Source organism: Halorubrum salinarum, assembly GCF_013267195.1.
In the GTDB taxonomy this organism is placed as follows: Archaea; Halobacteriota; Halobacteria; order Halobacteriales; family Haloferacaceae; genus Halorubrum; species Halorubrum salinarum.
In genome coordinates this window covers 1,912,225-1,933,135 of record NZ_CP053941.1, presented here as the reverse complement: position 1 = coordinate 1,933,135, position 20,911 = coordinate 1,912,225, and the positions used below count along the sequence as shown (strand labels likewise).

At 71.2% G+C, this 20,911-nt stretch carries 18 protein-coding genes and 1 tRNA gene; 6 read left to right on the top strand and 13 right to left on the bottom strand.

The annotated features are described in order from the left end of the window. Positions 1–514: 514 nt before the first annotated feature. Complete coding sequence (locus HPS36_RS09820; protein ID WP_173230004.1) at positions 515–1,015, bottom strand: CBS domain-containing protein; 501 nt, start codon at positions 1,013–1,015, stop codon at positions 515–517. Between the two features lie 109 nt (positions 1,016–1,124). On the opposite strand from HPS36_RS09820, the gene HPS36_RS09815 reads away from it, so the two are divergent. Beyond that, on the top strand, positions 1,125–1,619 hold the full coding sequence (locus HPS36_RS09815) for a metal-dependent hydrolase (RefSeq protein ID WP_173230003.1): 495 nt from the start codon (positions 1,125–1,127) through the stop codon (positions 1,617–1,619). 83 nt (positions 1,620–1,702) lie between these two features. On the opposite strand, the gene HPS36_RS09810 is transcribed toward HPS36_RS09815, so the two are convergent. The 3 genes from HPS36_RS09810 to HPS36_RS17005 form a co-directional block, all read right to left on the bottom strand. Next, complete coding sequence (locus HPS36_RS09810) at positions 1,703–1,861, bottom strand: hypothetical protein (RefSeq protein ID WP_173230002.1); 159 nt, start codon at positions 1,859–1,861, stop codon at positions 1,703–1,705. 36 nt (positions 1,862–1,897) lie between these two features. Continuing rightward, positions 1,898–2,458, bottom strand: coding sequence for a hypothetical protein (locus HPS36_RS09805; RefSeq protein ID WP_173230001.1), 561 nt, complete (start codon positions 2,456–2,458; stop codon positions 1,898–1,900). Positions 2,459–2,565: 107 nt separating this feature from the next. Continuing rightward, positions 2,566–4,887: a BGTF surface domain-containing protein gene (locus HPS36_RS17005; RefSeq protein WP_173230000.1), complete on the bottom strand. Its 2,322-nt coding sequence runs from the start codon at positions 4,885–4,887 to the stop codon at positions 2,566–2,568. A 240-nt stretch (positions 4,888–5,127) separates the two neighbouring features. Here HPS36_RS17005 and HPS36_RS09795 point away from each other — a divergent pair, with 240 nt between their 5' ends. Next, positions 5,128–5,427 (top strand): hypothetical protein, encoded by a 300-nt coding sequence (locus HPS36_RS09795; protein WP_173229999.1) that lies wholly within the window; start codon positions 5,128–5,130, stop codon positions 5,425–5,427. 827 nt (positions 5,428–6,254) lie between these two features. Here the strand turns inward: HPS36_RS09795 and HPS36_RS09790 are convergent. Both HPS36_RS09790 and HPS36_RS09785 read right to left on the bottom strand, forming a co-directional pair. After that, positions 6,255–6,500: a hypothetical protein gene (locus HPS36_RS09790; RefSeq protein WP_173229998.1), complete on the bottom strand. Its 246-nt coding sequence runs from the start codon at positions 6,498–6,500 to the stop codon at positions 6,255–6,257. 75 nt (positions 6,501–6,575) lie between these two features. Then, positions 6,576–6,729 (bottom strand) — tRNA-Met (locus HPS36_RS09785). Between the two features lie 247 nt (positions 6,730–6,976). On the opposite strand from HPS36_RS09785, the gene HPS36_RS09780 reads away from it, so the two are divergent. Both HPS36_RS09780 and HPS36_RS09775 read left to right on the top strand, forming a co-directional pair. Continuing rightward, on the top strand, positions 6,977–8,275 hold the full coding sequence (locus HPS36_RS09780) for a DUF7115 domain-containing protein (protein ID WP_137717739.1): 1,299 nt from the start codon (positions 6,977–6,979) through the stop codon (positions 8,273–8,275). A gap of 106 nt (positions 8,276–8,381) precedes the next feature. Then, on the top strand, positions 8,382–9,617 hold the full coding sequence (locus tag HPS36_RS09775; RefSeq protein WP_173229997.1) for a mechanosensitive ion channel family protein: 1,236 nt from the start codon (positions 8,382–8,384) through the stop codon (positions 9,615–9,617). 40 nt (positions 9,618–9,657) lie between these two features. On the opposite strand, the gene HPS36_RS09770 is transcribed toward HPS36_RS09775, so the two are convergent. The 3 genes from HPS36_RS09770 to mutS form a co-directional block, all read right to left on the bottom strand. After that, positions 9,658–10,179, bottom strand: coding sequence for a hypothetical protein (locus tag HPS36_RS09770; protein WP_173229996.1), 522 nt, complete (start codon positions 10,177–10,179; stop codon positions 9,658–9,660). Positions 10,180–10,256: 77 nt separating this feature from the next. After that, positions 10,257–12,038, bottom strand: coding sequence for a DNA mismatch repair endonuclease MutL (mutL, locus tag HPS36_RS09765; protein ID WP_173229995.1), 1,782 nt, complete (start codon positions 12,036–12,038; stop codon positions 10,257–10,259). Further along, positions 12,028–14,934 (bottom strand): DNA mismatch repair protein MutS, encoded by a 2,907-nt coding sequence (mutS, locus tag HPS36_RS09760; protein ID WP_173229994.1) that lies wholly within the window; start codon positions 14,932–14,934, stop codon positions 12,028–12,030. The genes mutL and mutS overlap by 11 nt, the downstream gene beginning before the upstream one ends. 112 nt (positions 14,935–15,046) lie before the next feature. Between mutS and HPS36_RS09755 the strand changes: the two genes are divergently transcribed. Then, entirely contained in the window at positions 15,047–15,586 is a 540-nt protein-coding gene (locus tag HPS36_RS09755; protein WP_173229993.1) for a DnaJ domain-containing protein, read from the top strand. A gap of 66 nt (positions 15,587–15,652) precedes the next feature. Here HPS36_RS09755 and HPS36_RS09750 read toward each other — a convergent pair whose 3' ends face one another. Next, on the bottom strand, positions 15,653–16,339 hold the full coding sequence (locus HPS36_RS09750; RefSeq protein ID WP_173229992.1) for a molybdenum cofactor guanylyltransferase: 687 nt from the start codon (positions 16,337–16,339) through the stop codon (positions 15,653–15,655). A 141-nt stretch (positions 16,340–16,480) separates the two neighbouring features. On the opposite strand from HPS36_RS09750, the gene pdxS reads away from it, so the two are divergent. Beyond that, positions 16,481–17,389: a pyridoxal 5'-phosphate synthase lyase subunit PdxS gene (gene pdxS / locus HPS36_RS09745; protein ID WP_121562795.1), complete on the top strand. Its 909-nt coding sequence runs from the start codon at positions 16,481–16,483 to the stop codon at positions 17,387–17,389. A gap of 109 nt (positions 17,390–17,498) precedes the next feature. Here pdxS and HPS36_RS09740 read toward each other — a convergent pair whose 3' ends face one another. Genes HPS36_RS09740 through HPS36_RS09730 form a run of 3 tightly spaced genes read right to left on the bottom strand, consistent with a single transcriptional unit; the run spans position 17,499 to position 20,871 of the window. Next, the gene (locus HPS36_RS09740) at positions 17,499–18,674 is read right to left on the bottom strand and encodes an ABC transporter permease (RefSeq protein WP_173229991.1); all 1,176 of its coding nucleotides are present in this window, start codon (positions 18,672–18,674) and stop codon (positions 17,499–17,501) included. Then, on the bottom strand, positions 18,671–19,471 hold the full coding sequence (locus tag HPS36_RS09735; RefSeq protein ID WP_394353759.1) for an ABC transporter ATP-binding protein: 801 nt from the start codon (positions 19,469–19,471) through the stop codon (positions 18,671–18,673). Before HPS36_RS09735 ends, HPS36_RS09740 begins: the two co-directional genes overlap by 4 nt. Continuing rightward, a complete protein-coding gene (locus HPS36_RS09730) occupies positions 19,468–20,871 on the bottom strand; it encodes a hypothetical protein (RefSeq protein ID WP_173229990.1) in 1,404 nt (467 codons plus the stop codon). The genes HPS36_RS09735 and HPS36_RS09730 overlap by 4 nt, the downstream gene beginning before the upstream one ends. Positions 20,872–20,911: the final 40 nt, after the last annotated feature.

Below are 20,911 nucleotides of genomic sequence, written 5' to 3'. Positions count from 1 at the left end.
CGGCGCCGCCGGCGATCGCGTCCCGTCGGCGCGACCGAACGAGGTCGTTCCACCAACATATGGCCGGCGCGTGCCTGCGAGCGGCCGACAGGCCGCGAGTCAGCACGCGCGAGGGAGTCGGTGGCCCGGAGCGAAGCGGAGGGTCACCGACGAGGCTGGGGAGGTATGAGGTGCTGTGCGGTTGCGTTCCCGCGAGCGGAGCGAGCAGGGGGCACGGAAGTCGCAGCCCGCGCAGCGAACGGAGTGAGCGAGCAGGACCGTCTTCCGGTGGTGCGCGGAGGGACTCAAAGGGGCAGCCGCGAGGCGGGCGCAGGCGACGTAAGGACCGCAGGGAGGGAGCGGGAGCGACCGACTGAGGACCGCAGCGAGCGTGCGGCCGCCTCGCGGCTGGGGCTTTGACGGCGTTCGCCGCGACGCAACGCACGAACCATCGAGCGACTAGGGCTGTGGAGGGGCTCACCGTTGAGCCCGAGGCGACAGTGCCGAAAGGTCCGCGACGAGAACCCGATTCGACCTATTCCAGTCGGCGGTCGCGGAACGCGCGGATCACGTCCTGCCGCGCGATGATCCCGACGATCCGGCCGTCGTCGTCGACCACGGGCACGCGATTGATATCCGGATCGTCGCCGACGAGCAGGTCGAGCACGTCGTCGACGCTCGCGTCCGGCGTCACCGTCGCCACGTCGGGGCTCATCACCTCGGAGATGGGGCGGTCGGCGTTGCGGATCAGGTCCACGCCGAGGTCGAGGTCGGCCCACGGGCGCTTCACCTGATACGAGAGCGTGTCCACGAACGGCGGGAGCCCGATGGGGATCCACAGCGTCTCGTCCTCGGGTTCGAAGAGGTCGACGAGGTCCGACTCGGTGATCACGCCCACCACCCTGTCATCGTCGTCGACGACCGGGAAGCCGCTGAACGCGTAGCGGGCGAACCGCTTGAACACCTCGGCGACGTCGTCGTCGGGCGAGACGGTCTTCACGTCCGGCTCCATCAGGTCGCGGGCAGTCAGGGACATACCGGACGGTCACCGCGGGAGGCCGTAGGCGTTTCGCCCCCGGGGCGCGGACGCCGGGCGCGCGGCGGGCGACGCAACGGACTTAGGGGACGGACCCGCACTCCGGAGCGTGTACCGGAAGGGCCACGTCGGAGCCTCGCTCGTCGTCTACGCCCCGCTCGGGTTCCTCGTCACCGCCCTCGCCTCGATCGAGGTCGGCGCCGCCGGCGCCGTCGGGGTCGCCTCGCTGGCGATGGTCCCCGACCTCGACATGCGAGTTCCCTTCGTCAAACACCGGGGGATCACCCACACCGTCTGGTTCGCGCTGCTCGTCGGGATCGCCTTCGGGGCCGCCGGGCTGGCGGTCGGTCTTCGGAGCGGACTCGTCGAGGCGCTCTTCTTCGGCGGCGCCGGGTTCCTCTTCGGCGTCGTGACGATCGGCTCGCACCTCCTCGCGGACGCGCTGACGCCGATGGGGGTCCGACCGTTCGCGCCCCTGCGAGACACCGAGTACACGCTCGATCTGGTCACCGTGGCGAACCCGCTCGCGAACTACGCGCTGCTGGGACTCGGCGTCGCCGTCGCCGCGGCCGCGCTCGTCGCGGGCGAGGCCGTACCGGTGTAACAGAATCTCCGTCGGTCGGCGGCCCCTCGCCGCCGTTCGTGCTCGTGCGCGACGCGTTCGTTCCGGACCGCGTCCCGACCGCCTCAGGCGGCGCGCCGCTCCCCCGGGTGGCGCGTCAGCGTGACCGTGACGCTGAACTCCGCGCCGCAGTCGTCGCAGGCCACCCACTCGGTCATCCCCTCGTCGTCCGTCGCCGTCGTGTCGATCGCTGTCCCGCACGAACAGTCGAATGCGATCCGCATCTGTCGATCGCTTCGGCCGGTCGCCTAAACATCTGTTCAAATCGCATACATATCGTGGGGGACGTTCCCGTGAGCCCGACTCCCTGAGCACGGTGCGGCGCTCGCGTCGTCGGGCTCGACGTCGGCGTTGTGGCGCGCTTCCGGCGCGAGGACCGGCCCGCCGACGAGGGCTATGCGATCGCCCGCGATCGCCTGTGACCGGTGGGCGACGCAGTTGGAGAACGCCCGGGCGATCGCGTTGTACGCACGCCGGAAGCGCCTCGCCGAGCGGTGTGGAGTGACGACCGCAGATTCGGAGTTCGAGACGGCACGCCTCCCGTCGGGCGACGAGAGTCCGGGGAGGATCTGGACGTGATCGCCGTCGAGCCCAAGCCTGATCGGGACCCCCACGAGGTTCTCGGCGTCGCACCAGATGCGCCCGAACCAACCGTGAAGGGTGCGTTCCGCGATCTCGTGAAGGAGGGTCACGGCGACCAGGGCGGCAACGACGCGTACGACGTCGCAGACTTGAAGCGGGCTCGAGACGCGCTTCTCGACGGCGCGTAGCCGTCGTCGTCGTTCCCTTCGAGAGTCATAGAACACGCTCGCGAGCGCCACCGCTCGCTGTCGCTCAGCGAGCAGCGCGATAAAGAAAGACCGCGTGTGGGTCGGCCCGCGAGGGCCGATGGTTGGAAGCTACGAGTCGCGACCGTCAGGCAACGATGTTACTCGTTGCGGCGGGTCGCGAGCAGCGCAGCGGCGATGAGCGCGACGAGCGCGACGATGGCACCGAAGCCAGGCGTCTCGCTGTCGGAGGAGCCGTCGGACCCGTCACTACCGTCGGAGCCGTCGGACCCGTCCGAACCGTCGCTGCCGTCGGAGCCGTCGGACCCGTCGGACCCGTCCGAACCGTCGGACCCGTCGGACCCGTCCGAACCGTCGGAGCCGTCGCCACCCTCTTCGAGGGTGAGCGTGGCGGTCTGCTCATCGTCGTCCGTGAAGACGCCGTGCTCGTACTCACCAGCGTCGAGACCGGACGTGTCGACGTCCGCGAACTCGACCGTGGTGGACTCGCCACCCGCGAGGGTGACCTCCTGACTGGCGACCGCGTCACCGCCGACGCGGAACTCGACAGTCTGGGTGACCTCCTGGCCACCAGTGTTCTCGACCGTGGCCGTCACGGTCAGCGCGTCGCCGACCGTCGCGGTCACGTCCTGCGGGTTCAGCTCGGAGACTTCGAGGAAGGCGGCCTCGCCAACCGTCTCGACGACCGTACCGTCTTCCTCAGCCTCGAAGGTCGCCTGCTGCGCGGTCACGGTGAACGTGTCGTTCACCGAGGCCTCGCTCAGGTCGAGACCCGACGCCTCGAACGTGCCGTCGGCCTGGACGGTCACGCCCTCGGCGGTCTGGACGAAGCCGGGCGAGACACCCGAGTCGGAGCGCACGCGCACGTTGAACTCCTGCCCGGGCGCGACGTTCGTCGTGCCCGTGATGGACTGGTTCTCGGCGGCCTGCACTTCGACCGGCGTGTCGAATTCGCCCGTCGCGTCCTCGTACGTGAACGTCGCCGTGGCGGTCTCGTAGAACTCCTCGAGACCGTCGGCGTCGTCAAGCGCGTCCTCGTCGGGGTCGAGCAGGCGCTCGTCCCGGACCTGGACGCGGACCTCGAAGGCGTCCTCGTCAGCGATGTCGCTGCTGAGGTCGAGGTTGTTCTCGTTGAAGGCGATGAAGTAGTTGCCCTCAGTCGAGATGACCGTGATGTCGCCGTCGTCGAACATCGACGTGACGTCGGCGGTCTTGCGCGGCGAGTTCGGCGCGGTCGTGTCGGCCGTCTGCCGGATGCGGATGTCGATGGCACCATTGTCAACCAGCGTCTCGAGGTCACCGTTCAGCTCGAGGGGACCCTCGAGGCCGGTCGCGGTGAGCTCGTGGACGAGAACGTCGCTCTCGGTGAGCGTGTCGGTCTCGACGACCGTGCCGTTCTCGACACCGTTCGTGATGTCGGTGACCGTCTCGACATCCTCGAAGACGTCAGCCGAGGAGGTCCACAGCTGGAAGCCCTCGACGGAGCGCTCGTTGAGCTCGAGGTCACCGACCGCGTCGGAGTTACCGTTGGCGGTCGCGACGAAGCTCGTGTCACTCATCTCGACGGGGTACGTGCCCGCCGCGAGCATGTTGTTGAGGTCCGTCTCGGACTCGTTTTCGAAGGTGACCGTCGCGTCGCTGTCCGAGTCAGCGAGGAACGCGACATCACTGCCGGAGACACCGGAGGCGCTGGTGTTGCCAGCGATGTAGGTGTTGAAGCCGACCGTGACGCTGTCCTCGCCACCGGATTCGACGGTGACGTTGGTCTCGTAACCAACCTCGTCGTCGTCACCGATGGTGAGGTACGCGGTCTCCAGGTCGCCCTGGAAGTTGATCGTGATGTTCGCAACGTCACCGCGCTCTTCGGTCACGAAGCTCTCCTCGAAGGTGATGTCACCCTCAGGAGCCTCGTTAACGTCGAACTCACCAGACTCGGCGGTGACCGCCGAGTTGTCGTCGGTGACTTCGACCGTGTAGGTACCCGTCTCGCTCTGGGTACCGAAGTCGACGACGACCTCGCCGTCACTGTCGATCGTGGTCTCGACCGTGTCGACAACATCTCCGTCGGAGTCGAGCAGGTCAGCCGTGATGTCACGGTTGATCGCGTCGGACGTGACCGTCGCGGTCACGGCGTCGCTCGTCGTGAAGTTCTCTTCGTCGGCCTCAACTTCGAGACCGAGGCTGCTGATTTCGAGCACTGTCTCATCACCGTTGTCGTTGGTGATGTTGTACTCGCCAGTCTCGAAGTCGTCCGTGTCGAGAACGTAGACCTGGCTGTTCGAGCCGGTACCACGGGTCCGGCTCACACCAGGCCCGTCAATGTCGAACGCGTCGTCTTCTGCGCCCTCAAGCGCAACGTTCTCACCAGCGAACGCCTCGAAGAAGTCCGACTCAGAGACGCTGTTAAGCGTCGTATCGACCGTAGACGGCGCGAACGTGACATCGAAGTCGTCATCGCTCACGTCGTTGTCGGCAAGGTCAGTAACACCAGCTTCAACGGAGACGTTCTGGACGTTGTTGTAGACTCCGCCAGTCTGGACAACAATCTGTCCGGGGTTCGGACTCGAGAACGCGGACTGGGAATTAACGGTAACGATAGTACCGTTGCTCAGACCAACATCGACTACCGCGTTAGCGGTGTCGACCTGAATCTCGTTATCGTACGCAACCTCAAGGACTGCGGTGTCCGACGGGTTGACGTAGTGAGTCGCTTTGCGCGGCTCGTCAGCCGTCGTATCGATGGTGATGTCTGCGGTTGCTTCCGCAGCGTCTCCATCATCGTACGAGGCGTTCTGGATGGCACCGACCTGCGCAGCACCCTCAGATGCGTCCGACGGGATGGTCAGCGTCTGAACACCAGACGTGCCACCGCTGGCGGCCACGGAACTGTTGGGCTCACCATCGTCGAACTCGCCATCGTTGTCAAGGTCGAGGAAGTACTGAACGTCGTCTCCCCCGCTGTTATCGTCGGTTACAGTGAACGATACGTCTTGGCCCGGTGAATACACCGAGTCACCGTCGTCAATCGTGACGCCGGTTGCGGCCGCTGCGGCGGGAGCCGCAGCGAAGCCTGCCGCGACCATGGAAACAACCATGACCGCCGCGAAGAAGACCGCGTTAGCCTTCTTGCGTGTGCTATTGTCGTTTGTCATTGTGTTGTTGTGTTCCGCATCGCGACACCCACGCTTTGTCCGTGCCTACTATGCTTCCACAGGCGACAGCATCGTCATCAAACTGCGCGGTGGCGAGGCTCGGATTACTCACACTTGGCATCGCATTACTGCGGGTAGGGCAATTTGCCGTTCCACTGTCTTGTATATATGTTTTGTGGGAAACACGATTGCCTGACAACATGGCACAAGCACAATGCGTGCCCTTTCCGCCAAATTAAACTTTTCGTCTAACACTGGTACTGAAAACCTGAGATATTTAAACGACATAAGATCAAAATTCTAATAAGACTCTGTAGTTGAACCATTGATGGGCTGTTAGCCCTCCAGGCGACACGGTACTAGTTCTTTGGTAGGGGCTACCCGTGTCGTCTGCGACATTGCTGCCATATTGATTCAAAACGTCGTACTGTGTGGTGATTGAATTGCCCTGTATCGCACAAGTCTTTCGAGTTTACAAGCAAATCGGCTTGTTATTCACGCTGTGTAACTAATATAAATCGCTCGTCACTCGCGAACAGCGAGGTGATCTTGGAACGCATTATTCCAGCCATTGTTACGATAGTGATGGACTGGCGCTCACCACGCGCGACTGTTCGTAATGCGGCCACGGTTGGGTCTTACGCCTGCCTGCCACCAGCGTGAGCAGAAGATGAAAGTTATATTCCGAAAAATTTCTCAGGTCGGTACGCGCAGGATCCGAGCTCCCAGACGGGTTCGCTATCGACGGAATCGAACTTGATCGACGCGAGCGTGTTCGGGCAGACGCGCTCAGTCCACCTGGGCTCGGCGCAGACTTTGGCCGGCGGCGCGTCAGTCGTGCCAACGAACTCTCTCGCCTGAGTCGGTATGCCGGTCTTCTCCCGGACAGGCTCCGCCGCGGCCTCGAGGCCGTTCACTTTCACGGAAACAGATGAGCATTGAGGCTAACCAATGTCCTCGCTATGATGTTTCTTACGGTACGTAACAACAAATATATATGGCCGGGGTGGGCTCCGAACCCACGATCTCCGCATGTCCCAGGTCCGAGGCTCGGCGGAGCCACGGGAAGGACGCGGACGCTTCCAAGGCGTCACCGCACCGAATCTCCGAACCCTATGAGTGCGGCGCTATGTCCAGCTAAGCCACCCGGCCTCACCTTTTCGTACCGCGATGAGACTCTTTAACCTTCCCATCCGTCGGAGGGTTGTGAACCGATCGCAGATCGCTGCGGGCGGCCGCTTCCCCGCCGTTCCCGCAGGGGAAGACGGCGATTTCGCGCGGGGGCCGGCGGTGTTCGGCGGGCAGAGCGCGCTCGCGGACGCGACCGCGACGGACGGGTTCGCGGCCCGCTCGCGGCCGACCCAGCGGATTTATGCCGGGCGCGGCGTATCCCGGGCGTATGAGCCTCCCCGAACTGCTCGCGGCGACCGTCGGCGACGAGGACGTCGTCGCCGAGGTGCCGCTGGGCGGCGACGATCGACTCGCGGTCACGCCCACCCGGACCCTCGTCTTCCGCGGCGACGGGCTCCTGTCCGACGAGTCCGTCGACGAGTACGGCCACGACGTCGAGCGGATCGACGTCTCGACGGGCCGCCGCAAGGCGAAGATCACCCTCGGGTACGGCCTCGACGGCGACGAGACGCTCTCGGTCCCCGCCAAGCGCGTCGACGACGTGCTCCACCCGGTCCTCGCCGGCGTCCTCTCGGCGGGCGGCGTCACCGGCCCCGGGGAGACGGTCGTCCGCACCTTCCGCTTCTCCGAGCTCACCCTCATCGTCACCAGCGAGCGGCTGGTCAAACACGTCGGCTCGGCCGTCTGGGACGCCGACTTCGAGGAGTTCCACTACGAGGACATCACCGGCCTCGACTTCGAGGAGGGGACCGTGGCCACCGCGGTCGTCCTCGTCCACGACGGCCGCTCGGAGCGGTTCAAGGCCCCCAACGAGTCCGCCCGGGCGGTCCGGGAGACGCTCGCCGACGCGGTGTGTTCGTTCCACGGCGTCGACAGCCTCGAGGAGTTCCGCGTCGCCGCCGAGGCCGAGGAGCCGGCCGCGGACGCCGATCCGGGCGGCACGACCGACTTCGGCGAGGGGCCCGACCCGCTCTCGGCGTCGCCCGCCGCGGACGCCGAGGCCGACGCGGAGAGCCCCGAGGCGGGGGACGCGACGGGCGGCGCCGGCCGCTCGACCGAGACGGACCCCGCTTCCGGGGACGACGGCGCCGACTCGGCCGAGACCGCGGCCTCGGCGTCGGCGGGGTCGGCGTCGGGCGACGACCCGCTGGACGCGGATCCCCTCGCCGCGGACGCGGGCGTCGACGACGCAGCGACCGACCCGCTGGCCGCGGACGCGGCGGAGCCGGCGTCGACCGCCGAAGGGGTCGACTCGGAGACCGCCGGCGAGTCCGCGTCGGCGGTCGGCGCCGAGGGGCGCTCGGCGGACGCGACCGGCGCCGAGTCGGTGACCGGGGACGCCGTCGGCGACGCCGAGGCCGTCGCGGCCGAGACCGACGCGGAGGGCCCCGTCCGCGGGGACGACGCCTTCGACGGGTCGCCGTTCGAGAGCGCCGGGGTCGAGGACGCCGACCTCGCGAGCGAGGTCGCGGCGCTGCGCCGCACCGTCGAGGCGCAGTCCGAGCGCCTCGACCGGCAGTCGGCGCTCATCGAACAGCTGATAGAGGAACTCCGCCGAGGGCGGTGAGGGACCACCAGGCTCCCGCGGCCCCCGACTCCGGAGCGGCCGCGCCGATTCTCCCGACTGAGACTCGCGTCGGAGCCGTTATCCGACCGGCCGCGAACGGACGACCGTGATCGGCGGACTGGGCGCACGAGTCGGGGCGGTGCTGAGCGACATCTCGAGCACGGAGGGGCGGCTGGCGGTCACCGCCGCCATCGTCCTCGGAACGCTCGCGGTCGGCTGGTTGCTGCTGCCGAAGGCCGTCCGCGCCGTCGAGCGGACCGCCGCGGCCTGGATCGAGCGGCTCCTCGACGATCGCATGGCGGAATCGACCGAGGGCGCGATCGAGACGTTCCGCGAGGGGGTCCCGACCTCGTTCATCCTGCGGCTGGCGGTCGGGCTCTTACAGCTCGCGCTGTTCGCGCTTGCGGGCGTCGCCGTGTTGACGCTGTGGGGGCGCTTCGGACTCGTGGTCGCGGTGTTGCCCGTCGCGGAGAACGCCGCCAGGGTCGGCGCGCAGGTCGTCGTCACGGCGGTGCTGCTCGGCGGCGCCTACGTCGTCAGCGACGTGGTGGAGACGTACGTCGGCGAGCTGTCGGCGGACAGCGACCGGATCACGGCCCACCAGGAACAGCTGCTCACCCGGCTCGCGCAGGTCGGGCTGCTGGTGCTCGCCGGGATCACGGTCCTCGGCATCTGGGGCGTGAACCTCGGCGGCCTCCTCGTCGGCGCCGGGTTCCTCGGGATCGTGCTCGGGATGGCGGCCCGACAGACGCTGGGGTCGCTCATCGCCGGCTTCGTGCTGATGTTCGCCCGCCCGTTCGAGATCGGCGACTGGGTCGAGATCGGCAACGAGGAGGGGTTCGTCACCGACATCACGATCATAAACACCCACATGCGGAACTTCGACGGGGAGTACGTCGTGGTGCCCAACGACCTCGTCGCCAACCAGGCGATCACGAACCGGAGCCGGGAGGGGCGGCTCCGGATCCACATGGAGGTCGGGATCGGGTACGACGACGACCCCGACGAGGCGGCCGGGATAGCCGAGGACGTGCTCTCCGGGATCGACACGATCGCGAACAACCCGCAGCCGTACGCGATCCCGTCGGGGTTCGGCGACTCGGCGATCCTCCTCGACCTCCGGTTCTGGATCGACCCGCCGACGCCCCAGGCGCGGTGGCGCTCGAAGGCGATCGCGGTCGAGCGGATCCAAGAGCGCTTCGCCGACGCCGGCATCTCGATCCCCTACCCGCAGCGGACCGTCTCGTACCCGCCCGAGACGGCGGAGGCGGAGGAGACGATCGAGCGCGTCGAGCGGATCGACGGGGACGGCGACGGCCGCTCGCGGGACGGGTCGGTATGAGAACGCTCGGCGTGCGTCGGCTCGCGGTCCGCGGCCGCGCTTACAGGTCTTCCGACGGTCCCGTGTAGCCGCTCGGCAGCTCCGAGCCGCGGCCGGTGAACAGGCGCTCGAACCGCTCGATGCGCTCTAAGACGTAGCTTAGCGCCGCCGTGAGCGAGTCGGCGCCGATCGACAGGAGGTGGCGCGCCCCCTTCGTGCGGTCGGCGTGGTAGAAGCTGATCTCGCCTTCCGGCTCGGTGTTCCGCTCCGGCATCACCACGAGGTCCTGTCTGCTCGGGTCGTGCCTGAAGACGAGCACGTCCGTGAGCGAGTCCGCGCCGTAGGTGACCACGTCGTGGAGGACGCTCCACTTCTGTGGCGTCTCCTCCGCGAGCGCGTCCGTGTCGACGACGTTCCGCATCGTCGTCGCCGTCGAGACGCGCTCCAGGCCGGATCCGCGCCGCTCCCGAAGCCACGCGAGGATCCGCTCGACGACGTCGCGGAGGCCGTCGGGGCCCGAGAACCGGCCGGCCGACCGCTCCGCCGGCAGCGACCCCCGCGTCACCTCGGTCCGCTTTCCCATGCGAGTACCCGCGGTCCCATCGTGTTAATAGGTATCGGTCAGGGACCCCCGTCCGAGCCCCGAGCGCCCCGGCTTCCTCACCGGTCCCGCCCGAACCCGGCCGCGAACGTCGCCGCGTCGACGGAGAGGACGGTCGGTCGGCCGTGCGGGCAGGCGTACGGCCGGTCGCACTCGCCGAGGCGGTCGAGCAGGTTCCGGAGGTCGCCGTCGCCGAGGCCGGCGAAGTCGCCCCGCTTCAACGACGGGTGACACGCGAGGTCGGCGAGCAGGTCGTCGCGCGCGTCCCGCGCCGTCCCCGAGTCGGCCGCCGAGAGCGCCGCGAGCGCGTCGCGGAAGGCGTCCGCGTCGGCGGTCCGGCCGAACGGCGCGGGGACGGTCCGGAGGCGGCGCGTGCCGCCCCCGAACGGCTCGGTCTCGAAGCCGAGCGCGGCGAGGTCGTCGGCGTGCGCCCGCGCGGCCGCCGCCTCGTCGGTCGACAGCGAGACGGTCGCGGGCGGGTCCAGCGGCGCGGTCGGCACCGGATCGTCGTCGAACGCCCGCGCCAGCCGCTCGTAGTTCACGCGCTCGTGGGCGGCGTGGCCGTCGACCACGAGGAGCTCGTCGCCGGACTCGACGAGGACGTAGAGGTCGCGGAAGACGCCGATCGGCTCGGCGTCGGCGAAGGCGCCGGCCCGCGAGCCGTCCCCCTCGCCGACCGGTTCGAGGGCGCTGTCGAGGTCGGTGGCGACGTCCGCGGCGCGCCGGAGGTCGGCGCCGGTGAGCGCGTCCCCGACGACCGACGCCACCGCGTCCGCGACCGCGTCGGCGTCGCGGAGCCCCACCTCCTGCTTCGCCGGGTGGACGTTCGGATCGACGCGGGCGGGCGGGAGCGACACGTCGACCGCGGCGACCGGCTCGCGGCCGTCCGGGAGGAGGCGGCCGTAGCCCTCGCGGACCGCGGCTGCGAGCCGGTCGTTCCGGACCGGACGGCCGTTCACCGAGACGCGGACGTGGTCGCGCGTCGCCCGGGTGATCGAGGGGTACGCCAGCGCGCCCGAAACCCCGACCGAAGTTCCCCCCGCGTCGGCGCTCGCGTCGACGGTCGTCGACCGGCTCGCGGTGTCGCGGTCGTACACGCCGAGGAGGGCGTCGGTGCGGTCGGTCCCGGGCGTCGACAGCGTCGCCGACCCGTCGTGGTCGAGCGAGAAGGCGACCGAGGGGTTCGCCAGCGCGTAGTCGGCGACGAGGGAGGAGATCCGCGCGAACTCCGCGCTCGCGCCCGCGAGGGACTCCCGGCGGGCGGGCCGCGTCGCGAACAGCTCCTCGACGACGACCGTCGTCCCGCGGGCGCGGCCCGCGGGTTCGACCTCGACGCTCGGCGTCGCGTCCGACTCCCCCGCCCCGGCCGCGCTCGGGGCGGTGCCGTCGACGACGACCCGGGTGCCGACCCCGTCGCCGGGGCTCGTCACGAGTTCGAGCCGGGCGGCCTCGGCGATGGCCGCGAGCGCCTCGCCGCGGAAGCCGAGCGAGTCGACCCCGACCGGGTCGCCGTCGGGCGCCAGCTTGCTCGTCGCGTGGCGCTCGACGGCGCGGGCCGCGTCCGCGCGGGCCATCCCGCGGCCGTCGTCCGCGACGCGGATCCGGTCGGTGCCGTCGCCGTCGACGGCGATCTCGACCCGAGAGGCCCCGGCGTCGAGCGCGTTGTCGACGAGCTCGCCGACGACCCTCGCCGGTCGGGTGACGACCTCGCCGGCCGCGATCCGGTCGACGGTCTCCTGGTCGAGCCGGCGGACGCGACCCTCCTCGTCGCCCGGGTCGCCGGCGCCCGACGCGCCGTCGCCGCCCGCCGCGCCCCGGCCGGCGTCGCGCTCACCCGTCATCGTCGACTCGCGACTGGAGGTCGTGGAGGGCGTTCAGCGCCTCGATCGGCGTCATCCGGGCGAGGTCGAGGTCGCGGAGCGCCGCGGCGAGGTCGGGGGACGCGCCGGGCGCGGTCTCGCCGTCGGCCTCGTCCGTCGGTCGCGCGCGGTCGTCCTCGGTTGAAGTCTCGGCGGCGGGGTCGCCCGCCGGCGGACCGGCCCCGTCTCCCTGCTCCGACGCCTCCTCGGCGAGGAACTCCCGCAGCGACGCGTCGCCGTCGCGGTCCCCGTCGTCGGGCCCGCCCTCGTCGGCCGCCGCCGCTTCGTCGGTCGGACCCTCGGGCTCGGGTCCGCTCGGGTCACGGCCCCGCTCCGCCTCCTCCGCGGCGACCAGGTCGCGCGCGCGGTCGACGACCGGCCCGGGGACCCCCGCCAGCTCCGCGACCTCGACGCCGTACGACGACGAGGAGGCGCCGGGGACGACCCGGTGGAGGAACGTCACGTCGCCGTCCTCGCGGGTGGCGGTGAAGTGGAGGTTGAAGACGCGCTCGCGCTCCTCGGCCAGGTCCGTGAGGCCGTGGTAGTGAGTGGCGAAGAGGGCGGTCGCGCCGAGCTCGTCGTGGAGGAACTCCGCGGCCGCGCGGGCGATGGCCCGCCCGTCGGTGGTGGCCGTGCCGCGGCCGACCTCGTCCAAGAGGACGAGCGAGTCGGCGCCCGCGTCGTGGAGGATCTCCGTCAGCTCGCTCATCTCGCGCATGAACGTCGACTGCCCGCCCGCGATGTCGTCGGAGGCGCCGACGCGGGTGAACAGCCGGTCGAAGACCGGGAGCGACGCCGCCTGCGCGGGGACGAACGACCCCGTCTGCGCGAGCACGACCGCGAGCGCGACCGACCGCATGTACGTCGACTTCCCGCTCATGTTCGGCCCCGTGATCACGGCGACCGAGCCGCGCGGGAGGTCGGCGTCGTTGGGGACGAAGGAGTCCTCGGTCCGCTCGACGACCGGGTGTCTGCCCCCTTCGATCGCGACGCCGGCGTCCGGGTCCGCGCGCAGTTCGGGCCGGACGTAGTCGCCCTCGACCGCGACCGTCGCGAGCGAGGTTAGGGCGTCGAGCTCGGCGAGCGCGTCCGCGAGCCCCTGGATCCGCTCGGTCTCGCTCGCGACGCGCTCGCGGACGTCGACGAACAGCTCGTACTCCAGGGCGTCCGCGCGCTCCGCGGCGCCGACGATCTCCTCCTCGCGCTCCTTCAGCTCCGGGGTGACGTAGCGCTCGCTGTTCTTCAGCGTCTGCCGGCGCCGGTAGTCGTCGGGGACGCGGTCGAGGTTCGCGTCGGTCACCTCGATGTAGTAGCCGTGGACCTGGTTGTGGCCGACCGACAGCGAGTCGATCCCGGTGCGCTCGCGCTCGCTCGCCTCTAGGTCGGCGACCCACTCGCGCCCCGCGCGCTCGGTGGCGCGCAGGTCGTCGAGGTCGTCGTCGAACCCCTCGCGGATCACGCCGCCCTCGGTGATCTCCTGGGGCGGGTCGGCCGCGATCGCCGCGTCGATCAGGTCGCGGACCTCGCGCAGCTCGTCGAGCCGGTCGCGGAGGTCGCCGAGGTGGTCGGTGCGGGGGAGTGCGTGGCCGTCGGCGTCCGCGTCGGCCACCCCGTCGGCGTCGCCCCCCGTCTCGTTCCCCTCGTCCGCCCCCGCGAGCGTCGCCTTCAGCTCGGGGACGACCGCGAGCGTCCGGTGGAGCGAGCGCAGGTCGCGGGCGTCGGCCCGCCCCCGCGAGACGCGGCTCACCAGCCGTTCGAGGTCGTAGGCGGTCGCGAGCGCGTCGGCGACCCCCTCGCGGGCGAGGCTCCGGTCCGCGAGCTCGCCGACCGCGTCGTGGCGGCTCCGGATCGCGTCGGCGTCGACGAGCGGGCGCCGGAGCCAGCGCTCTAGGCACCGCCGGCCGAGCGCGCAGTTCGTCTCGTCGAGCGCGTCGAACAGCGTGTCGCTCGCGCCCAGCCCGCGGTTCTCGAACAGCTCCAGGCTGCGCTGGGCGGCCGCGTCGAGCCGGAGCCGGTCGCGGGGGTCGTACCGCCGGATCCGGGTGACGTACCCGAGCGGGCCGTCGTCGCCCTGGGTGTACTCGGCGTACGCCAGCACCGCGCCGGCCGCCCGCAGCTCCGCGTCCGCGTCGAAGCGCCGCTCGGGCGCCGGGAGGTACGGCTCCAGGCGCTCGGCCGCCCGACGCCGGTCGAACGCGCCGTCGTCGTACTCGTGAGTCGTCCACCCGCGCTCCGCGTCCGCGGGGTCGAACGCGGGGGCGTCCGGGCCGGCGATGAGCTCCGCCGGCGCGATCCGGTCTAACTCGCCCGCGACCGCGTCCCGGTCGCCCGAGGTGACGAGGCACTCGCCGGTCGAGACGTCGACGGCGGCGAGGCCGACGGTCTCGGAGGAGGGGTCGGCCACCGCGTCGCCCCCGCCGCCCCCGTCGGCCACCACCGCCGCCACGTAGTTCGTCGTCCCCGATTCGAGCAGGTCGTCCTCGACGACGGTGCCGGGCGTGATCACCTCGGTGACCGCGCGGTCGACGAGGCCGGACGCCTGCTCGGCGTCCTCGACCTGATCGCCGAGCGCGACGCGGTAGCCCGCGTCGAGCAGCGATTCGAGGTACGGCGCGGCGTTGTCGATCGGGATCCCGGCCATCGGGTAGTCGCCCGTCGAGTCGGACCGCTCCGTCAGCGTCACCTCGCAGACGCGCGCGACGGTCTCGGCCGCCTCGCAGAACGCCTCGTAGAAGTCGCCGACCTGGAACAGCACCAGGGCGTCCTCGTGGGCGGCACAGAGGTCGGCGTACTGCGAGAGCATCGGCGTGAGCTCTTCGCGGGCGGCCGCGATCCCGGGCGGCAGCCCCGTGGCCGTCTCTCGGTCCGCCGGTTCCATACCCCGTGTCCGGGCGGCCGCGGGCATAAACGGTGCGGAGCGGCGCGGACCGCCCCGGTCGAGCCCCCGCCGGCGGCGAGAGCCTTACGGTCCTCCGCCCCCGAATACGGCCGTGACGAACCGAACGATCGTCGTGGGGCTCGCCGGGGCGTTCGTCGGCATGACGGCGCTGCTCGTGATCGCCGGGATCGTCCTCCACCCGATCGCGCTGGCGCTGGCGCTGCCGTTCGGCGCCGTCTCCTACTTCCTCTGGTACCACGCCACCGGGCGCCTCCACGACCAGGCCCGGCGGTCGGCCGAGGCGGCGGGCCCGACGGAGCGCCAGCGCGCCAGGCAGCGCGCCCGCGCCGAGGCCAACCGGGAGCGCGCGTACCGCGCCGCCGGCACCGACGGCGGTCGCGGCGCGACCGGGCGGCGAGGGGGCGCTCGCGGACCGGGCGGGGCCCGCGACCCCCGCGACCGCGCGCCCGCCGCCGACCGGATGACCGAGCGCGAGGCGTACGAGACGCTCGGGCTCGACCGCACGGCCGACAGCGAGGCGGTCCGGCGGCGGTACCGCGAGCGCGCGAAGCGGCTCCACCCGGACGGCGAGGACGGCGACGAGGACGACTTCAAGGAGCTCAACGAGGCGTACGAGGTCCTGAAGGAGTGACGCGGAGCGCGCCCCGCGGCGACCCCCGATCGCGGCGGTCCGCGACCGCGACGGAGACGCCGCGGCTCACTCCGCGCCGAGCGCCGCGGCGACCGCCCGCTCCGCCTCGTCGCGCTCGGCCCGCGTGTTGACGTTCGTGAAGGTGCGGTCGGTCGTCAGCGACCGGATCGCCGCGTCGTCGACGACCGTCTCGTTCACCCGGTCCACCATCGCGAGCACCTTCCGGTCGCCGCGGTCGAGCGCGCGGTCGCAGGCGTCCGCGGCCGGTTCGGCCGCGTAGACGGCCTGCGTCGTCTGGTACCAGCGGTCGTCGAGCCGCGGCACCGCCGCGTCGACGCCGGGGTCCGCGGCCAGTTCGCGCAGCGCCGCGAGGAACGACGGGTCGACGAACGGCATGTCGCAGGCGACGATGGCGGCGTACCGGTCGGTCGCCGCGCGGCAGGCGTTCCGGATGCCCGCCAGCGGGCCCAGGTCGGGCTCCTCGTCGAGCGCCCAGCGGACGGGGAGCGGGGTCCCCGACAGGGCCTCGGCGATCACCTCGCGCTGGTCGGGGCGGCAGTTGACGACGAGTTCGTCGACGACCGGGTCGCCGCCGCTCGCGCGGTCGGCGCCGGGCGGCACCGGGTCGTCGGTCCCCACGATCCGGTCCGCGACGCGCCGGATCATCGGCACGCCGGCGATAGGCGCGACGGCCTTATCGGCGTCGCCGAAGCGCGTCGAGCGGCCGCCGGCGAGGATGGCTCCCGTGGTCACGGCCGCGGCTTGGACGGCGGGGGACTTCGCGGTTGCGGTGGTCGGGCGGCGGGGCGATCGGGCGACCCGTGAACGGGGGTTTCGACCGGTCCATCCACCCGAAAGCGACCCGTTAAGTGTCCGGCGCCCCAACCGATATCCATGCCAGAGGCCACGGATCTGGAGGAACTGAAGCGCGGGACCGAGCTGGTCAAGCGCGGCTTCGCACAGATGCAGAAGGGCGGCGTGATCATGGACGTCGTCAACCGCGAGCAGGCCCGCATCGCGGAGGACGCCGGCGCGGTCGCCGTGATGGTCCTCGAACACGTCCCGGCGGACATCCGCAAGCGCGGCGGCGTCGCGCGGATGCCCGACCCCGAGCGCGTCCCGGAGATCATCGACGAGGTGTCGATCCCGGTGATGGGCAAGTCCCGGATCGGCCACCGGAAGGAGGCGGAGATCCTGGAGTCGCTCGGCGTCGACATGATCGACGAGTCGGAGGTCCTGACGCCCGCCGACGACGAGTACCACACCGACAAGCGCGACTTCACGTCGCCGTTCGTCTGCGGCGCCCGGAACCTCCCCGAGGCGCTGCGCCGCATCCGCGAGGGCGCGGCGATGATCCGGACGAAGGGCGAGGCCGGCACGGGCGACGTGAACCAGGCCGTCAAACACCAGCGCACCATCAAGAACCAGATCCGGACGCTCAGCGGCCTCAACTACGAGGAGCGCGAGAAGTGGGCCCGCGAGCACGGCGCCCCCCGCGACCTCGTCCACGAGACCGCCGAGGCCGGCCGCCTCCCGGTCGTCAACTTCGCGGCCGGCGGCATCGCGACGCCCGCCGACGCCGCGCTGATGATGTACCACGGCTGCGACGGCATCTTCGTCGGCTCTGGCATCTTCGGCGCGGAGGACCCCGAGGCGATGGGCACCGCCATCGTCGAGGCCGTCAACAACTGGGACGACCCCGACGAGCTCGCCCGGATCGCGAGCGGCACGGGCAAGGGGATGAAGGGCCAGTCCAACGAGGACATGAAGGAAGAGGAGAAGCTCCAGGGCCGCGGCGTTTAGACGGACGTTCCGACTACACAGCGGTTTTTTTCAGTTGAACTGCGGCGGCGCGAACCAGAGCGCCGTTCGAACGCCAGGTAGCTCCGGGCGGGTCGGTCTCTCGGCCGCCTCAGTTCCGCAGCGCCTCGACCGGGCGCTCGTTGGCCGCCTTCCACGCCGGATACGCGCCGCTGACGATCCCGACGCCCACGCCGAACACGAGCGCGAGCAGGAGGTAGTAGCCGTTCGTCGGGTCGATCACGAGCGCGGCGTCGACGGCCGGCGTCGCGAGGACGAGCCCGGCGACTAGCAGGACGGTGAGGAGGGTGCCGGCCGCGGCGCCGGCCGCGCCGATCAGGCCGGCCTCCGCGAGCAGGACGCGCAACACGTCGCGCCGGGCGACGCCGACCGCGCGCATCACGCCGATCTCCTGCCGGCGCTCGACGGTGCTCATCAGCATGACATTGAGGATCGAGACGCCGGCGACGACCAGCGAGATGGCGCCGAGCCCGAGCAGGAACGTCGAGAGCAGGTCGAAGAACTCGTTGATCTCGTCGACGAGGGCGGCCAGTTCGAACAGGTCCACGCGCTCCTCGCGGGCGTTCACCTCCTCGCGGATGGCGTCGGCGGCCGCGCGCGCCTCGGCGCCGGAGTCGGAGATGACGAGCGCCTGCGCGTAGCCGTCGGCCGAGAACGCCGACTCGGGGAGGAAGACGGCGTCGTCGGGCGCCACCGGGCTGAACGTCTGACTCTCGACCAGCACCGCGATCACCCGGACCTGCGAGCCCGCGATCTCGACGGTGTCGCCCGCGCCGGCGTCGAGGTCCGCGGCGATGCCCGCGCCGAGGATCGCCCCCTGCCGGTGCCGCTCAGGGAGCCGTCCTTCGGCGGCCTCGTACGCCAGCGCGGGCTCCTCGATCCCGTACACGGTCGCGAACGTCTGCTCGCCCTGCCGCGCGACCGTGGCGCTGTCGGAGTACAGCGGGACGACCGCGGGCTCGCCGACCGCGCGCCGGATGGAGGCCACGTCCGCGTCCGACAGCGACTCCACCCCCGCGTCGTTGTTCGGCGAGACGACGACCTGCGTGCCGATGTCCCCGATGGCGTCGTCGGCGCCGAGCGCCAGCACGTTCCCGAAGATGCCGAGCGCGGCGACCGCGAGCACGCCGATACAGACGCCTAACACCGCCAGCACCGTCCGAACGCGGTTGCGCCGCAGGTTCCGCGACGCCATCGACACCGCGGGGCGCCAGCCGCGGAGCCAGCCGGCGGGCCCGCTCGCCGCTCGTCCGTCGCCCTCGCTCATCGGTCGTCCCCCGTCTCACCCTCCGGCAGCCCGTCGGTCGGCAATCCGCCGGTCAGCACGCCGTCGGTGAGGTCGACGACGCGGTCGGCGTACTCCTCGACGAGCGGGTCGTGCGTGACCGCGACGACGGCGACCCCCTCGGCCTTGACGCGCCCGAACTCCGCGAGGATCGACTCCCCCGTCTCGGTGTCGAGGTTCCCCGTGGGCTCGTCCGCGAGGAGCACGGCGGGCTCGTTGATCAGCGCGCGGGCGATGGCGACGCGCTGCTTCTGCCCGCCGGAGAGCTCGCTCGGCTCGTGGTCGAGCCGGTCGCCGAGCCCGAACCGCGCGAGCAGGTCGGCCGCCCGGCCGCTCGCGTCGCCGGGGTCGAACGCGGTCGGCATCGCGACGTTCTCGACGGCGGTCAGCGTCGGGAGCAGGTGGAAGTCCTGGAAGACGAACCCGATCGACTCCTTGCGGGCCCGGGTCCGCTCGGCGACGGAGAGGTTCGTCACGTCGGTCCCGTTCAGCAGGCGCCGGCCCGCGGTGGGGTCGTCGAGCAGGCCGAGCACGTTCAGCAGCGTCGACTTCCCGGAGCCGCTGGGGCCGACGACCGCGACGAACTCGCCGGGCCGGACCGCGAAGTCGACGTGATCGAGCGCGACGACCGGCTCGCCGCCGCCGCTCGGGTAGCGCTTCACCACGTCCCGCAGCGCGACGCCGAACTCGCCGTCTCCTACGGGATCCGTCGTTCGATCGACCGCACCGGCAGCGTCTACGGCGTCGCTCGGTGTGTCGGCCGCGGCGTCGCCGTTCACGGCGCCGACCCGCCGCGTCGCCGCCCCGTCGACCCGCCGATCCGTCCGGTCCTGACCGCGAGGCCGACCGCGCCGGCCAGGCCGACGAGCGCGAGGCCGCTCGCGACCGCGCCCGCGGCGCCCACGCCGCCGACGCCGATCCGACCGAGCGTGCCGCCGCTCTCCCCGTCGTCGTCGGCCTCGGGCGCCGCCACCGTCAGGGTCTCCGTGTACCGGACGCCACGCTCGGTGTAGGTGACGCGGATCGGTATCTCGTCGGCGACGGAGGCGTTCACCGCGGTCGTCAGGTCGAACCCGACGAAGTCGCTCGCGCCGAGGGTGCCGACGAAGTACTCGCCGCCCGCGGCGGTCGGCTCGACGCCCGGCGCGTCGCCGACCGAGACGACCGCGCCGGTCATCTCGCCGCCGCCAGCGTTGCCGAGGTTCGCGTCGACGACGACGCCGTCGGCGGTCTCGCGCACGGTCGCGTCGGTGACGGTCGGCGCGGCCTCGCGGACCGGGTACGTCACCGTCGACTCGGCGGCGCGGTCGGCGCCGCGGTCGTCGAACCGGTCCGTGTCGGCGCGGAAGGCGGCGGTGACCGTCACCTCCGACCGCCGGTCGAGCGGGCCGAGGTCGACGATCACCCGCCGCTCCTCGCCGGGCGCCACGTCCTCGACGACGAACGGGCCGACCGAGACGGTCCGCTCGTCGCCGTCGACCGCGGTCCCGACCGCGCGGAGGCTCACCCGGTCGGCGGTCGTCGTGCCGGTGTTGACCACCGTCACCTCGACGGGCGAGTCGGCGACCGGCGGCGCGTCGCCCTGGCCGCTCGCGTCGCCGGTGTCGAGGCCGCCGCCACCGCCGAAGATGCCCTGAATGCCGCCGACGCCGAGGTCGCCGGCCGAGCTCTCGCTCCCGTCGTCGCTCTGGAGGTCCTCGGGGTCGAGCGCGCGGGTCCGAAGGTCGAGCGCGACCTGTGTCGGCCGGACCTCGACCACGGTATCGCGGCTGACGGTCACGAACTCGCCGGTCGTCGACTGGTTCGCGACCGCCTCGACGGTGAGCCGCTTCGCGCCCGGCTCGTCGAACGACGTCCACAGCGTCGCGTCGAGCGAGTCGCCGGCGGAGAGCGCGCCGACGCCCGAGACGCTGTCGAGCACGTCGCCGTCGGCGTTCCGGACGCGGACCGTCGTGACGTTCGCCGCCGCGTCGCTGCCGCCGGAGTTCGAGACGGTGACGTTCAGCGCCGTCCGCTCCCCGACGGTCGGGTCGCTCGGGGAGACCCCCACCTCGCCGACGGTGATCCGCGCGTCCGGGACCGCCGCCGCGCCGCCCGCCGCGAAGGCCCCCCCGATCGTCGCGAGAAGGATCACGGCGGCCAGTAGCGCGGCCGTGGATGGTGTTCGAGTCAATGTCATACTCCCTAAGCGATCCCCGTGGATATATCCGTCGGCGACG